We start from the raw sequence: 16390 nt of genomic DNA, 5'->3' as shown, positions 1-16390 counted from the left end.
GAACTCAATCTGTACGAGTGCCCACACAGATGATTGCTTCATATTTTTAAAGAACGTTGCGATGATTAAGCGCTTTGCTTTATCTCGCTAGGGCTGCGCATATTACGCTTTCCTATTTTTTTGTCAACACTTGATTTTAAACATTTTCTTAGTGAAAAGCTAAACTAAGTTTTACTTAACGCTGACTTCGTTTTGCTTTGCTAAGTGAGCGTAGCGCTCCGTGTCAGTGGGGTCGCATTATAGGGCGATGCAGAAAAAGCGCAAGCGTTTATTTGAAGAAAAGTGATAAAAACAGCGCGTTCGAACAAATCCCACTCGAACCGTATATTTTTAGTACACAACACTAACGGGGAGTATATTTACCATACAAAAATTTCGTCATGTTAAGAGCTCTAAGCTTAACCCTATCTTATATAAAGCTCACTGTTGATGAACATGAGGCTGTAGCTTCTTATGCCACGATAACAAGTTTCCTAATAAGCCTAAAGATTACACATAAAATCATTTGTTCAATGGCTGAGGAATGGGCTGTTTTCGTCTATTGCATATTCGGCGCTCAAATAAAGGATGAACAATTTGCTTGAACTGACGGCGCTCTTTGAATTTCCGCTCTTCAAGTAATGCTTCTAGTTGCTCTATAAAAATAATCGGTTTCATAAGCACACCCTACAAAGTTCTGTAAAGATAAAAATAGCTCAGCCGAGCACTTTTGCAATATATGCAACTAATTTTTTATCTTTATAACAACAAGGCATTGCATTATCAGAATTTTTAAACCTATTTAATCCCAATAATCACACCTATAAGCTCTATTCGTAAATCATACAATACAGTTGACTAACCCCCCCCATAAAAATTTACTTTAAGTTTACATAAAAGGAATACGTCAGAGAAAATAAGATAAGGATACAACATGAAATCAATATGGTACCTGTCATTGCTCGCATTGCCCGTGACCAGTTTTGTTCAAGCCCAAGGACAACACCCGCTAATCAAAGAGCTTAGTGCGCAGAACAAACCGCGTTAATTAAAACCACCGTAAACTCAGTCATAGCTATTGACTAGATACTGTATTTAACAACGCATTACGAACCCAAGATTAGGATGCTTTTTTCTATCGCAGTGCCCCCCATTAATTAGAATTTAAAGCTACCATTTTTCACTGGGCGGTTTACTCTAGTATTAACCCCAAACTTTTGCTGGCATTAATAGAATTACAGAGCAATGTATTAAGCGAACCGACTACATTAAATATAGTATCTTAATTTGGTGCAAAAAAGCGACAAACAAGAGTTTACTGAGCAAGACCAAGGTTTAGCAATCACATTAAATTAATGCTTTTATCAAGTTGCACAAAAGTTGAGGAGCAAACACTACAAAGCCCAATAAATTCTTCCACGTCCAGTTTGGTAAATATACTCAGCAGCATACAAGTCCAGCCCTCTGACACTTTGCATCTATTAATTGATGTATGACACTCTTATCAATATCTTCCTTTTACTCCACAAAACCGCACGGTGATAAGTACAGAGCAACCAAGTAATATTGATATGAGCTTCCCATGGCCATTGGGCTATACATGGTATAGCGGCGGCGTATATTTGAATACCGGCTCTGGATACCCTTACTCGTCATTAGGTTTTAACAATAGTTCTGGTAACTAGGGAAGCAATCCCCCCTGGGTACAAGCTTCACACGGTGGCACCGTTACACGATACTCTTCATGTAATGTTCGCGTCACCCACTCCAGTGGTTACGCGACACAATATTATCATATGACTAATTTGCACTATCAAACAGGGAGTGTAATTAATTCTGGTACGTGGCTCGGACGTTACGCCAATAAGAAAAGCCAAGATCTCTGCCTAAGCGGTCAATCCAATGGACCCCATGTGCATTCTTTTTGCTCAATAATGGTTGTTTTACGTCTCTATATAATTGGTCTATCAGCAATTATAGAATAGATGTTGGTAATAGTAATTACGATGATAACTGTCGGAATTTTTATTTTAAAAAGATGGCTACAGAACGTCTACCTAGAGAGCGTTATATAAGTAATATGTTAATAAATTAGGGCTGAACTCACTCAGCCCTTGCCGTATCGCACTGCTTAATTTAAAGCTCGCTCAACTTGATCAAAATGCGCGATCACTTCAACAATTTCTAGTTCTGCATCTTGGTATGCGGTTTCAGATTTAAAGCCTTGCTTCGCAATTGCTTGCACTGTCGCTGGGTGCACTAATAAATCTTTAGCATGGTAGCACACTGGGTCATCAAATTTTGGTAACTTACCATCAGCATGATAGCCCGTTTCAATTTCTTCAAGCGGTAAAGTGGGGATTAGATCGGCTGCGGCATCAAGCGCCCCTAAATACGTTTGACATTGGGGGTACTTAACAGTGAATTCTGATAAAAGCTTGCGCGATGTTTTAACTAAGTTTGCAGAGCTTTTCTCTAGCTCTTGCGCCGTATTTTGAGTACGAATATCGGCTAATAATGATTTAGCCTGACTCTTATATGTCTGAAGCGTAGTTTCCGCTTTTTCAACAGGTGCTTTTTGCACTTGCGCTACTTCTTCCTTTTCTGAACATGCAGTCAAACTGGCTGCAGCTAGCAAAATTACCAACTGTTTATACATAAGAACCTCAAAGTATGATTGAAAACGATTCTCATTATACTCGAGTGTCATTTTATTGAAACAAAAAAAGCCACACTGAGTGTGGCTTTTTAAATACACGAATACGCTTTACGGCATAGCGTCTAAATCAGCGCCTTCTTTCTCTACTTCAACAGGAATAAGATCTTCTTTACTTACCCCCATTGCAACAGCAACAGAACTGGCCACATATACTGAAGAATATGTACCAATGAACACACCAAACAGTAAGGCAGTCGCAAAACCATGAATTGTTTGACCGCCCCAAACAAATAGGGCAACAAGTACAAGAATAGTTGTAATAGACGTTACTAATGTACGGTTCAGTGTTTGCGTAAGTGAAATATTAATGATTTCGATGGTGTCATCAATACGCACTTTACGGAAGTTCTCTCGAATACGATCAGATACAACAATCGTGTCATTCAAGGAGTACCCTATCACCGCAAGTATTGCCGCTAAAATGGTAAGATCAAATTCTAAATCTAGAATCGAAAACAATCCCATCGTGAGTATTACATCATGAAAGAGTGCCGCTACTGCACCAATTGCAAAGCGCCATTCAAACCGAAAAGCAACATACAGTAGAATACAGATCAACGCAGTCAGCATAGCTAAACCACCTTGCTCTTTAAGGTCTTCACCTACACTAGGACCCACAAACTCAATACGGCGCATTTCTACGCTGCTGTCAGCTTGTTGTAGAGCTGCAACTAGCTGATTACCAATCTCCTCAGCTTTCACATCATCACCGCGCGGGGCTAAGCGGACGAGTACTTCTTGGCTAGTACCAAAGAGTTGCACTGATGCATCTGCGAAGCCATTTTCCGCTAACACTGAACGGATTTTTTTCAGATCAGCCGGTTGTGAAAAACCAACTTCAACGGCTGTACCGCCCGTAAAATCCAAACCAAAATTTAGTCCGCGTATTGTCATAGACGCAATTGATGCAATGATCAGCAACGCTGAAAATGCCATCGTTAGTTTGCGAGCCGCCATAAAACGAATAGTATCTTTCAATTTTAATAACTGCATAGTGTTCTCCTAAATTGAAAGCTTATCGATACGTTTACCACCGATGAAGAAGTTAATCACCGCACGTGTGCCAACAATGGCTGTAAACATAGATGTAATAATACCAATCGCTAATGTCACCGCGAAACCTGCAATTGGACCGGTGCCCACAGAGAACAAAATAACTGCTGCTATTAAGGTCGTAATGTTTGCATCAAAAATGGTACTGAATGCACTGTCATAGCCTTGATGTACAGCTTGTTGAGGACTTCGCCCATCAACTAACTCTTCACGTATACGTTCAAATATTAATACGTTCGCATCTACCGCCATACCAACAGTTAATACGATACCCGCGATACCCGGTAAAGTCAGTGTGGCACCTGGGATCATCGACATAACACCAATGATTAACACTAAGTTTGCTGCCAATGCCAGATTTGCCACTAAACCAAAGCCTTTGTAATAAGCCAGCATGAACGCTAATACAAATGCAAAACCAAGCACAACCGCAGTCATACCCGCTTCGATGTTTTCTTGCCCGAGGCTGGGTCCAACTGTACGCTCTTCAACGATTTGAATTGGCGCAACCAAAGCACCTGCACGTAGCAATAAACTTAGGTTATGTGCTTCAGCAGGGCTATCGATCCCCGTAATACGGAATGAATTGTTTAAACGAGATTGAATCGTTGCAACGTTAATAACTTCTTCTACTTTTATAGGCGGTAACGCTTTACCATTTTCATCTTTCTTGCCAGATGGCTTATATTCAATGAAAACCGTTGCCATACGTTTACCAACCGCACGTTTGGTAAATGCGCTCATTTTTGCACCGCCTTTACTATCAAGGCTAATACTTACTTGAGGACGCTGGTATTCATCAACACCAGACTGCGCACCCGTGATATGTGTACCACCCAAGATCACACGCTTTTTCATCACGACTGGGTAACCATCTTTGTGATTTATCACTTCAGTGCCTGGCGGTACTCTGCCTTGAGCAGCTGAACGCACATCAGCATTTTCGTCTACTTCACGAAACTCAAGTGTTGCGGTTGCACCTAATATCTCTTTAGCGCGCGCCGTATCTTGGACACCTGGTAGCTGCACAATAATGCGCTCAGCGCCTTGACGCTGTACATTTGGTTCTGCTACACCTAATTGGTTAATACGGTTACGAATGATAGTTTCGTTTTGTTTGATTGCATATTCACGAATTTCTTTAAATTTTTGTGGTGACAAGCTGGCAAAGAACGCTAAACCATTACTACTATCATTTATAAATGTATAAAGTGGGTAACGGGTTTTTAAAAAGCGCTCAGCTGCATCTCGATCCGCATCATTGCGCATCACAACTTGAATTCGTTCACTACCTGCAACTCGGCGAATACTGCGATAACGTAACTTTTCGCCTCGCAAATCACTTTTAAAATCTTGCTCCATGGTTTCTAATGCATTATCTAATGCCGTTACCATGTCAACTTCCATCGTAAAATGAACACCACCGCTTAAATCCAATCCTAGCTTCATTGGATTACCACCTAAGTTTTTTAACCACTCAGGCTGTGCAGGGCTCATATTAATCGCAGAGATATAATCTTCACTTAATGTACCTCGCAAAATATCTTGTGCTTTTAACTGCTCTTCAACATTTTTAAAACGTACTAATACTTGATCATTTTCTAATACTGTTGATTTAACAGTGATATTATTACTTTTTAGTGTTCTATTTACCTGATCAAGTACGCTTAAGTCAGCACTGGCACCTTTGGTACCAGAGATCTGTATAGCCGGATCACGGCCATACAGATTCGGTGAGGCATATAAAATCCCTACCGCTAACACAGCGAGCACAAGTAAGTATTTCCACATTGGATACTTGTTTAACACTGGATTATCCCTTTTTTATTGTTATGTGTTATAGCGACTTCATCGTACCTTTTGGTAACACGGCTGAAATGGCTGATTTTTGAACTGTTACTTCGGCTTGATCATTTAAAGCAACAACAACAAAGTCTTTATCATCAGATACTTTTGAAATTTTGCCCACTAAACCACCTTGCGTTAACACTTCATCCCCTTTACTTAAAGCACCCATCAAACTTTTATGCTCTTTAACACGCTTTGCTTGAGGGCGATAAATTAAGAAATAAAACACAAGGCCAAATACAGCCAACATGATCAACATTTCCATACCACCGCCTGCAGGCGCAGCACCTGCAGTGCTTGCATGCGCGCTTGACATAAATAAACTCATAATACTTCCTCTCTAATTTTAAAACTTTCTATTTAATTTGTTGCGGTATTAACTTGTTGTATCAGCCAATGGCGGTACTGGTAAATCACGGCGCGCATAAAAATCAGCGACAAACTCATCTAATTTGCCTTCGCCAATTGCGTTACGTAGCCCTTCCATCACACGCTGATAATAACGCAAGTTATGGATCGTATTTAAACGCGCACCTAAAATCTCATTACATTTATCTAAATGATGCAAATACGCGCGAGAGTAACCTGTACACGTATGGCAATCACATTCTGGATCTAGCGGACCTGTATCAGTTTTATGTACTGCATTTCGAATTTTAATGACACCGCCAGTAATAAATAAATGCCCATTTCGTGCATTTCGTGTAGGCATTACACAATCAAACATGTCAATACCACGACGCACTGCTTCAACTAAGTCTTCAGGTTTACCAACACCCATTAAATATCTGGGCTTGTCTTCAGGCATTTTGTAAGCACAGTGGTCTAAAATACGGATCATATCTTCTTTAGGCTCACCAACTGACAAGCCACCTAGCGCATAGCCATCGAAACCGATTTCTTCTAGGCCTTTTTGCGACACAGCCCGTAATTCTGGATACATGCCACCTTGGATAATACCAAATAATGCCGATGGGTTATCACCGTGCCCTTCCTTAGATCGCTTAGCCCAACGAAGAGATAGCTCCATAGAGTCACGCGCTTCTTTTTCAGTCGCTGGATAAGGCGTGCACTCATCAAAAATCATAACAATATCAGAGCCTAAATCACATTGCACTTGCATTGCTTTTTCAGGAGATAGCATGATCTTTTCACCATTTACGGGGGACTGAAACAACACGCCTTCTTCAGATATCTTGCGCATAGCACCTAAGCTAAATACTTGAAAGCCACCTGAATCAGTTAGAATGGGCTTATCCCAATTCATAAAGTCATGTAAATCACCATGCTGTTTGATGATCTCAGTACCAGGGCGAAGCATTAAGTGAAAGGTATTACCTAAACAAATTTCTGCCCCAGTGCCCTTCAACTCATCCGGGGTCATACCTTTTACAGTACCGTACGTGCCAACAGGCATAAATGCAGGTGTCTCAACAACACCACGGTCAAAAATTAAGCGTCCACGACGCGCTTTGCCGTCTGTACGATCTAATTCAAATTTCATCATTACCTCAAAGTCGGAAAAACAGTCCAACATAAACTGTTATCAACATGACATTGTTAATAATCAGGTTAAAAAATCTGCTCAATTCTACCTTGTTTGCCAGTGCAATTCTAATTATTGGGTCGAAAATTGGCTTTTAAAGCGAGCATAAGAGGAAAACTAAAGGGTTTAAGAATGAGCTCAGCGTGTTCTGAGCTCAAAAGCGGGTTACTTTTGGCTTTGTTTCGTTAAAAACATCGCGTCACCATAACTAAAGAAACGGTATTTTTCTTCCACTGCGGTATGATAAGCCCTCATAATATGAGCTTGTCCAGAAAACGCACTGACAAGCATGATCAATGTCGACTCTGGTAAATGAAAGTTTGTTACCATGGCGTCAACTACTTGAAACTCGTAACCGGGATAGATAAAAATATCCGTATCACCGTAAAATGCTTGTAAGTCCCCTGCACTCGCTTTGGCAGCTGACTCTAACGATCTAACTGACGTTGTGCCAACGGCAACGATGCGACCGCCTTTTGCTTTAGTACGGGCTATGGCATCCACAACTTCCACCGGTACTTCAATATACTCTGAGTGCATAACGTGATCATCAATTTCATCAACACGCACAGGTTGAAAAGTACCGGCTCCGACATGCAAGGTAATAAAAGCGGTTTCGACGCCTTTACTCTGAATTTGTGCCAATAACGCTTCATCAAAATGTAATCCCGCTGTTGGCGCAGCAACCGCTCCCGGCTTTTCATTATAAACAGTTTGATAACGTTCTTTATCTTCTTCTTCGTCAGGTCTATCTATGTAGGGGGGTAATGGCATATGACCAATGTCATCAAGTATCGTCAGTACAGTTTGCTCACCCGCGAACTTTAATTCAAATAACTCACCATGGCGCGTAATCATTGTAGCCTTGGCTTTGCCTTCCAAAATAAGCTCAGCCCCTGGCTTTGGTGACTTGCTGGCACGCACATGTGCCAATACACTGTGCTCATCTAACACACGCTCAACCAAGACTTCGACTTTACCGCCCGACGCTTTTTGGCCAAACATTCGAGCTGGGATCACTTTGGTATTATTAAACACCATCAAGTCATTTGGCTCCAACATATCAATGATATCAGTAAAAGTTTTATGGCCCAGCTGACCACTATTACCGTCTAAGGCCAGCAAGCGACTACTTGTACGCTCTTTTTTTGGATGACGAGCAATTAATTCATCGGGTAATTCAAAGCTAAAATCAGCAACGCGCATAACAACTTCTCTAAATATCTAAATTGGCGCCAAGTCTAGAGATCATAAAAGCCTAAATCAAGTACTTGTAACCTTGCAAAAATAGCATTAACCTAGCCTGATTGCTGGCTGCTGATAAAAAAGCGCAATGCACCAAGGGAATTGGGTCTGCGAGTTACACTAGATAGCCAATTAGAAACAATTACTTGTGACATTATTATTACTCGGGGTAAAAATTGTTACTAAAGATCGACATGGGATTAAAGCTGTAACCATGGCAAGACAACTTAAATTGTTAATCGTTAATGCGAGCAATGAAGAACGCAGTGCTATAAAACAAACCTTGGCCAATTTAGACGTATTCAACTTTATTGAACGTTCAGATAGTCAAGAAGCCTTGCATGTTCTAAAACAGCAAGCAGTTGACTTAATCATAACCGGCCTAGATGTCGGTAAAATAGATGGCTGGCGCTTTGCAAGAATGGTGCGTTCAGGGTTACTGAATACGCCTAAGAATACCCCGATTGTGCTGATCCCACCTATTTATTGCGAACGAATAGCAGAGACTACAGCACGCAGCTACAGCATAGATGCAGTGCTGCCTTTTGAACGCCAAGAAATGCTGCCACAAGTGCTCGCTAATGTGCTGTCCACGCACCTAGAAAAAAGCAGCCGCTTAGATTTACTATTGCTTGAAACAGACACCCCACGCGCAAATGAGATTTGCCAGCATTTAGCACTAAACTTTGCGTGCAAACATGTCACCACAGCCAACGCAGCACTCTCGCAATTTTTACAGCATCAATACGCCATTGTGTTGCTAGATGCCACAGCCACAAGAGCAGAAGCAGCAAAAGAACTCGTTGACAGTATTTTAGATCATAATCCCAACCAAGCCATAGTCACAATAATTGATAACAAAGATGCTGATTACGCTGAGCAATTGCTGTTGTTAGGGGTTACTGACTTTGTTCGTGCGCCCTACGATATATCTATGCTCGGAAAAGTATGCGACCACGCAGCTCGACGCGAAGACTTTATGGTCAGTTATGCTGAGTTTGCAGATAAAGTGTCCTTACTAAGCAAAAGCGAACATCGTTACAAAGAGCTTTTTTCTGCACACCAACGTATTTTGTTACACCTCAATACGGTTGTCATGGAGTTGGATACACAAGGCAAGATCCGCTTTATTAACCCAGCGTGGGAGTCGTTAACTGGTTTTGGTATAAAAGCCAGTCTGGGTAAAAGCCTCAGTGGTTATTTTGATGCTCAGTGTCGTACGACATTACAAACGACGCTCAATGATATTTTGGTAGGCAAGCAGCAACATGCCAAACTAGAATTGAAGCTTGTCCATCAGCAAAACCATAACATCTGGACCGAGTGTCGCTTTCAGATGATCAAAAATAGTACCAATACAGCAACAATTACTGCCACGGTAGATAATATCCATGAGCGTAAGCAAGCTGAGCTGCAACTGCGGCACCTGGCATTGCATGATACGTTAACAGGACTACATAACCGCTATTATTTTGATCAACAGTTGCAAGCGTTATGCTCTAAGGTGCAGCCCAATTCATCTACCGAACATGCTTTACTGTATATAGACTTAGATCACTTTAAAATTATCAATGATAGTAAAGGGCATCAACAAGGCGATATTGTCCTCAAAGAAGTATCTCAGCTTTTTGGCCATAACATTGATGATGAACATTTGATTTTTCGGATCGGTGGAGATGAGTTCGCCGTGATCTTAAAGGATATTAACTTACTTGATGCGCACCTTGTCGCTGAAAGTATTTGTGTTGCCATTGAAAAGCATACATTCCATTCTGAAGAGCATAGCTACTCAATTAGTTGCTCCATTGGTTTAACCCAAATCACCTGTGATAATCACGACGCTAATGAGTGCCTTAAGCAGGCTGATATCGCGCTATACATAGCCAAAAGCTTGGGCCGAAACCTTGTACACTGCTATAACAAAGAAGACGCACAAAATAATACGCTACAAACAGGCCTTGAATGGGGGCATAGCGTCAGACAAGCATTACAAAACAATCATATTGAGCTGCACTACCAAGCAATATGGGACTTTAAAAAAGACACCGTTGCGTATTATGAAACCTTATTGCGCTTAAAAATAAATGATGAATTAGTGTACCCAAATCATTTTATCCCCGCTTTAGAATTGCTCAATGACACCTTTTTAATGGATAAATGCGTTATCCAGCACGCGATACAAGATGTTGCACAACACCCTGAACTCAATCAAGTCGCGATTAATTTGTCGGCCCATTCCTTCTTAGATGAGCGCCTTTTACCACATATACAAGCATGTTTAATCGAACATCAAGTGCCAGCCGAACGCATTATTTTTGAGATAACCGAGTCTGCCAGTATTAACAATTTGAGTGCAACACAAGCGATGATAGCAAAGCTAAACCAGCTAGGGTGTCACTTTTCCATTGATGATTTTGGTACTGGTTTCAGTACTTTTAGTTACTTAAAACAACTGCCAGCACAGCACGTTAAGATAGATGGATCCTTTGTGAGAGACATGCTCAATGATCCCATTGACCTTGCATTAGTGAAAGCTGTTCACGATATAAGTCACTCTCTAGACAAGCGTTCCGTAGCAGAGTATGTTGAAAATGTTGATATTTTCAATGCTTTAAAAGACATTGGCGTAGATTACGGGCAAGGCTACTACATTGCTAAACCCATGCCCATAGCTTCCTTGAAAAGTAATTTAACAACTATTTTAGCCTGTAAAACAAGTTGATAAAAAATAATTGCCGCCCCGCCCTTTTGCTTGTCAAAAAATCACCTATAATTATTTAAAGTGAAGATGTCCACCTAAGTTATTGATTTATTCTTTTCTGGTAGACATTCAATGGATTGAGTTACATCACGTTGTAGATGTTGAGGAGTACTATTATGCTACTTTTAGTTTCATTCTTATTGGCGGTCCACTTTGCTGTTGCACAACAATGTTATCGGCTTTCTCTAAACAAAGGTTATCCGAGTAAGATCTTCGTTGCTCTGGGTCTAATACCTTACTTTAATTTAGTGGTGTGGGTCTATTTATTGTTTTTGCCCGATCTGAGCAATGCACGTAAATTTGAACAACCCTTATGATATTGTTCTAATAAAAGCTTTAGTGGGTGCACACGGCACCCATGTTTATGTTTATGATGCGTTATTGGCATTGCTCACTTACAAATGATCCTACCTTTTCGCTGAATAATCTAAAGTCTCTGATCCGCCCTGTTGTTTTGCGCCACAATAGCCCGATTTCACGATAAGCATCAGCTTGTGAGGCTTTCGTTGTCATATTCTTTCCATCAAGGATCCCTGCATTAATAGCCATTTTAGGTAAGAAAGTGACCCCATTTTGGTATTCCACCATACTGAGCAGCGTATGTAGATTTGCTGCTTCAAAAGGATTAATACACGCACTGCGATTTAAGTGACACGCACTTAATGCGTGGCCTGTCATACAGTGCTCTTTTTCAAGAAGAAAAACACTCTGCTCTGGAAGCAAATTAAAATCTTCCACTCCTTGCGCAACAGTGTAGTCTGTATGATGTACTAACGAAAAGTGGTCCTGAGCCAATACCTGCGTGTGAAATTTTTCAGTCCTATATGGTAGAGCCAACATCGCCATGTCAATATGACCATGCTCTAGCTTATCAAGCAACCTATCACTGGTATCTTCAACTAGGATCAATTGAAGGTGGGGGAAGTGCTGCTTACAAAACTGATATAAAGGTGCCGCAATAAAACTGGCAATAGTGGGGATCACCCCGAGCGTCAACTTGCCTGATAAAGGATGCTTATAACTCTTCGTGAGTTCTTTCACACTCATTGTGTCTGCGATAATTTTCTTCGCTCGTACAACAACCTCTTCGCCAATGTCAGTGAACATTAAACTGCGATTTTCTCGCTCAATAAGCTGACAACCGAGGGTTTCTTCTAGCGTTTGAATTGCACTGCTTAAAGTCGATTGGCCAATAAAGCATGCTTCTGCGGCTCTACCAAAGTGCTGATGTTGATGTACTGCAATTAAATACTGAAGCTGTTTAATACTAGGTAAATTATTCACTATATAAAACTTTGCTTTAAGCTTTGGAGATCAATACGTCCAGTATAACCTTGATATATTATGAGGAAAACTATTTGCTGATATCAATCGAACTGATCACACAGTGCTCAATATCTATAGCCTGTACTTTAAAGACAAGTAAAGTCAGTTAGTTTATAGCTTACGGTGCGGCCGCACTCTGGATGATTCTGTCACCAAAAAATAAAAAGACCCCAATACCTAGGGTATTGAGATCTTTTCAAGCTAAAAGTCTGTTCGATTAATTACACGCCAAACGCGCTTCTTAATACGTAGAATATAACAATAGCAAGGGCTGCGCCAACTGGCAATGTGATCACCCAAGAAACTACAATGTTTCTTATCACCCCCATGTTTAATGCGGCAATACCGCGCGCCATACCAACCCCTAATACCGCACCAACCAGTGTTTGTGTAGTAGAGATTGGTAAACCAGTACCTGAGGCAATAACCACTGTGGAAGCAGCTGCAAGCTCAGCCGCAAAGCCACGACTTGGTGTTAAGTGTGTGATGCCTTCACCAATGGTTTTAATCACTTTCTTACCTAAAATAGCAAGACCCGCAACAATACCAAACCCACCAAGTGGTAATATCCACCACGCAATCGCTGCTTTCTTAGCAATTTCACCATTATTTTCAACGATATTTACTACCGCAGCAAGTGGACCAATTGCATTTGCAACATCATTTGAGCCGTGCGCGAACGCCATACAACATGCTGTTAATACCATCAAGATAGCAAATACTTTCTCAACATTATTGAACTGCATCTGTTTGTCAGCTTGTGGATCCATCTTCATACGATCAATAACAAACTTACCGATCACACCAATGATAACCGCAAAGCCAATAGCCAGCGAATAGCCTTCAACGGTACCAAAATTAATACCAATGTGTTTTAAGCCTTTCTTAATAGTCACTAGCGACATGACAAAGCCTGCTAGACCCATATAAATAGGCACATAACGCTTCGCATTCTTTAATGGCTGCTCCGTATCAAAAATCAATTTTTGCGCACTCATGAAGATGAGATAAGCGATAAAGCCTGATATAGCAGGGGTAACAATCCAACTACCGACAATACCTGCGACTTTGCCCCACTGGATTGCTTCGCTACCAACAGCAACTAACGCAAAACCAATGATTGCACCAATAATTGAGTGCGTTGTTGATACCGGCCAACCTAACATTGAAGCCAATAATAACCATGTACCAGCAGCAAATAGTGCTGAGATCATCCCCAATACCATCAGTTCAGGAATATCTGCAAAAGGGGCTGCGTCAATGATCCCTTTACGGATTGTTGACGTTACTTCTCCGCCGGCAAGATATGCACCCGCGAACTCAAAGATCATAGCAATAATAATTGCTTGTTTAATAGTTAGCGCTTTAGAACCAACCGATGTCCCCATCGCATTGGCAACGTCGTTCGCACCAATACCATAAGCCATGAAAAAGCCCACTGCGGCTGCTAAAAGCACCAGCATGGTACCGTAGGATGCAATGATATCCATTGTAAAACCTTACTTTTTTAAAACAATAGTCTTTAGATTAACGCGCAAGCATTACTTCTAATCTTGAGCCAACACGCTCAGCAATATCGGCAAGTCCGCCAACCCACTCGATGATTTTGTATAAAAACATTACATCTATTGGATTAAGCTCACCTTCGATTGCTCGTAGTTCTTGGCGAATTTTAATTTGCATATCATCCGTGTCTTGCTCGATTGCATCCAATTCAACCAACATCTTTTCAACCAAGGTCACTTCTCGACCTCTAAATCCGGTTTCCAATAGTTCGTCAAGTTCGTTGATTGCCTTCGATGCTTGTTTTGTGGCATCCACACAACGTTGTAAATAGGTAAGGAAGTAGACTTGGATAGACTCTGGGATCTCCATTTCACGACCAACAACGCGACCTGCGATGTCTTTCGCTTTATTGGCGATTTTGTCTTGGTGGGTAATCAACTCCAGTAAATCAGTTCGTTCTACTGGCATAAATAGACCACGAGGCAGCTGTAAGCGTACTTCACGCTTTAATACATCAGCTTCACGCTCTAAGTTACGGATCTGAACTCGTAGCGCTTCCGCTTCAGTCCATTCCCCTTTGAAGACATGCTCAAAAAACGGCACTAAAGTTTTGCTCGCTTTATGCACTATTTTGATGTGTTCTTCCACTGGCTTAATAGGAGATTTTGCAAATACTCCTAAAAACGCATTTGTAGGCATAATTGACCCTTAAATCATATTTATATGCTTTGCAGATCGAATTTTACAGCATTGAGCGCCATTGTGAATGGATTTTTATCGTAAAGATGATTAAGTAGTCACATAATTCATTTTTATATGACTACTTTTTACCGAAGTAGTTAGAGTGATTTCTCTATATCTTCTTGAGATGTATGACGAATATCTTTACCATTAACAAAATAAATTACATACTCTGCAATGTTTTGGCAACGATCGCCAATACGCTCTAATGAGCGAACGGACCAAATTAAATCCATTATTTTTGGGATTGAACGCGGGTCTTCCATCATATACGTCATTATTTGACGTGTTAATGCTTCATACTCACGGTCTACTTTTGCATCTTCTTTGTGTACTTCAAATGCTTTTTGCACATCCATACGTGCAAATGCATCAAGTACGTCATGCAGCATACGAGACACTTGGCGCCCCATATTATCAATGTTCAATAATAAATCTTGCTGATCTTTAGTAAATGAGTCTAACGCCACTCTTGCAATACGCTCAGCTTCATCACCAATACGTTCTAAATCGGCAATGGTTTTTGCTATTGCAACGACCAAGCGTAAATCACTTGCAGCAGGCTGACGTTTAGCAATAATGCGTGTACATTCCTCATCAATATTGACTTCCATCGCATTAACTTTATAGTCATTTTCGCTGACTTTACGTGCTTTATCAGCATCTGCACTGTTGACCGCATCGAGTGCTAAGTTGAGTTGCTGTTCAACTAACCCACCCATACTCAAAACATGATTTCGCACATTTTCGAGTTCTTCGTTAAAACGACCCGAAATGTGCTTATTTAAATTGTGTTCCATAATTCTTCTCCTACAAACTTAAAGCGCTTAACCGTAACGGCCCGTAATATAATCTTCGGTTTTCTTCTTTAAGGGTGTCGTAAACAAGGTATTCGTATCTGCATATTCAATCAATTCACCCATGTACATAAAGGCTGTCTGATCAGATACGCGCGCGGCTTGTTGCATGTTATGCGTTACAATAACAACAGTGTATTTGTTCTTTAAGTCATTAATGAGCTCTTCAATCACTAATGTTGAAATTGGATCGAGTGCAGATGTAGGTTCATCAAGAAGCAATACCTCAGGTTCAATTGCAATAGAGCGCGCAATCACCAAACGTTGCTGCTGACCACCCGATAAGCCAAATGCGCTATCATGAAGCCTATCTTTTACTTCATCCCATAGCGCAGCACCACGTAATGACTTTTCAACGACTTCATCGAGTTTGCGTTTATCTTTGATCCCTTGTAAACGCAAACCATACACAACATTTTCATAAATTGATTTAGGAAATGGGTTAGGGCGCTGAAATACCATACCGACATTTCGACGCAATGCTGCCACATCGACACGTTTATCGTAAATATTTTGCCCATGTAGAATGATTTCGCCTTCAATACGGCATGTATCTACTAAATCATTCATACGGTTGATACATCGTAATAATGTTGATTTACCACACCCTGATGGGCCGATGAACGCAGTCACTTGCCCTTTTGGGATCAGCATGTTGACATTGCTAAGCGCTTGCTTGTCTGCATAGTAAAGATCGAGGTTCTTGATCTCAAGCGCCGTTTGCTCTGGCGACAAGTTTGCTAAATCTAATTTATTTTGGCCATTGGCCTGATTAACTTCTGGAGCTACTGTAATCATTATTTTTTACC

At 40.9% G+C, this 16390-nt stretch carries 14 protein-coding genes and 1 pseudogene; 3 read left to right on the top strand and 12 right to left on the bottom strand.

Features of this window, described 5'->3' with window-relative positions:
- Positions 1-501 precede the first annotated feature (501 nt).
- Positions 502-657, bottom strand: coding sequence for a hypothetical protein (locus tag CWC18_RS20990; protein WP_171041043.1), 156 nt, complete (start codon positions 655-657; stop codon positions 502-504).
- A gap of 1085 nt (positions 658-1742) precedes the next feature.
- Between CWC18_RS20990 and CWC18_RS21410 the strand changes: the two are divergent.
- Positions 1743-1964: pseudogene (locus tag CWC18_RS21410) on the top strand (hypothetical protein); the annotation flags it as partial.
- A 146-nt stretch (positions 1965-2110) separates the two neighbouring features.
- On the opposite strand, the gene CWC18_RS06050 reads toward CWC18_RS21410, so the two are convergent.
- The 6 genes from CWC18_RS06050 to queA all read right to left on the bottom strand — a co-directional run bounded on the left by CWC18_RS06050 (position 2111) and on the right by queA (position 8351).
- Positions 2111-2638 carry a hypothetical protein gene (locus CWC18_RS06050; protein WP_138593518.1) on the bottom strand — a complete coding sequence of 176 codons (528 nt, stop codon included), beginning with the start codon at positions 2636-2638 and terminating at the stop codon, positions 2111-2113.
- A gap of 108 nt (positions 2639-2746) precedes the next feature.
- Complete coding sequence (gene secF, locus CWC18_RS06045) at positions 2747-3691, bottom strand: protein translocase subunit SecF (RefSeq protein WP_138593519.1); 945 nt, start codon at positions 3689-3691, stop codon at positions 2747-2749.
- Between the two features lie 9 nt (positions 3692-3700).
- Positions 3701-5560, bottom strand: coding sequence for a protein translocase subunit SecD (gene secD / locus CWC18_RS06040; protein WP_138674901.1), 1860 nt, complete (start codon positions 5558-5560; stop codon positions 3701-3703).
- A 28-nt stretch (positions 5561-5588) separates the two neighbouring features.
- Positions 5589-5927 (bottom strand): preprotein translocase subunit YajC, encoded by a 339-nt coding sequence (gene yajC / locus CWC18_RS06035; RefSeq protein WP_138593521.1) that lies wholly within the window; start codon positions 5925-5927, stop codon positions 5589-5591.
- Positions 5928-5975: 48 nt separating this feature from the next.
- A complete protein-coding gene (gene tgt / locus CWC18_RS06030) occupies positions 5976-7103 on the bottom strand; it encodes a tRNA guanosine(34) transglycosylase Tgt (protein ID WP_119860066.1) in 1128 nt (375 codons plus the stop codon).
- A gap of 207 nt (positions 7104-7310) precedes the next feature.
- Positions 7311-8351 (bottom strand): tRNA preQ1(34) S-adenosylmethionine ribosyltransferase-isomerase QueA, encoded by a 1041-nt coding sequence (gene queA, locus CWC18_RS06025; protein ID WP_138674900.1) that lies wholly within the window; start codon positions 8349-8351, stop codon positions 7311-7313.
- Positions 8352-8604: 253 nt separating this feature from the next.
- On the opposite strand from queA, the gene CWC18_RS06020 reads away from it, so the two are divergent.
- Both CWC18_RS06020 and CWC18_RS06015 read left to right on the top strand, forming a co-directional pair.
- Positions 8605-11112 carry an EAL domain-containing protein gene (locus tag CWC18_RS06020; RefSeq protein ID WP_138593556.1) on the top strand — a complete coding sequence of 836 codons (2508 nt, stop codon included), beginning with the start codon at positions 8605-8607 and terminating at the stop codon, positions 11110-11112.
- Between the two features lie 155 nt (positions 11113-11267).
- Positions 11268-11468, top strand: a complete 201-nt coding sequence (locus CWC18_RS06015) for a hypothetical protein (RefSeq protein WP_138593523.1) — start codon at positions 11268-11270, stop codon at positions 11466-11468.
- Between the two features lie 61 nt (positions 11469-11529).
- Here CWC18_RS06015 and CWC18_RS06010 read toward each other — a convergent pair whose 3' ends face one another.
- The 5 genes from CWC18_RS06010 to pstB all read right to left on the bottom strand — a co-directional run bounded on the left by CWC18_RS06010 (position 11530) and on the right by pstB (position 16379).
- Complete coding sequence (locus tag CWC18_RS06010) at positions 11530-12435, bottom strand: hydrogen peroxide-inducible genes activator (protein WP_119860063.1); 906 nt, start codon at positions 12433-12435, stop codon at positions 11530-11532.
- Positions 12436-12698: 263 nt separating this feature from the next.
- Entirely contained in the window at positions 12699-13967 is a 1269-nt protein-coding gene (locus CWC18_RS06005) for an inorganic phosphate transporter (protein ID WP_138593524.1), read from the bottom strand.
- Between the two features lie 37 nt (positions 13968-14004).
- Complete coding sequence (locus CWC18_RS06000) at positions 14005-14682, bottom strand: TIGR00153 family protein (protein ID WP_138593525.1); 678 nt, start codon at positions 14680-14682, stop codon at positions 14005-14007.
- A 140-nt stretch (positions 14683-14822) separates the two neighbouring features.
- Positions 14823-15524 carry a phosphate signaling complex protein PhoU gene (gene phoU, locus CWC18_RS05995; RefSeq protein ID WP_010364047.1) on the bottom strand — a complete coding sequence of 234 codons (702 nt, stop codon included), beginning with the start codon at positions 15522-15524 and terminating at the stop codon, positions 14823-14825.
- A gap of 27 nt (positions 15525-15551) precedes the next feature.
- Positions 15552-16379: a phosphate ABC transporter ATP-binding protein PstB gene (pstB, locus tag CWC18_RS05990; protein ID WP_138593526.1), complete on the bottom strand. Its 828-nt coding sequence runs from the start codon at positions 16377-16379 to the stop codon at positions 15552-15554.
- Positions 16380-16390: the final 11 nt, after the last annotated feature.

The organism is Pseudoalteromonas aurantia, assembly GCF_005886875.1.
Lineage (GTDB): Bacteria > Pseudomonadota > Gammaproteobacteria > Enterobacterales > Alteromonadaceae > Pseudoalteromonas > Pseudoalteromonas aurantia_A.
This window is presented reverse-complemented; position numbering and strand designations above follow the sequence as displayed.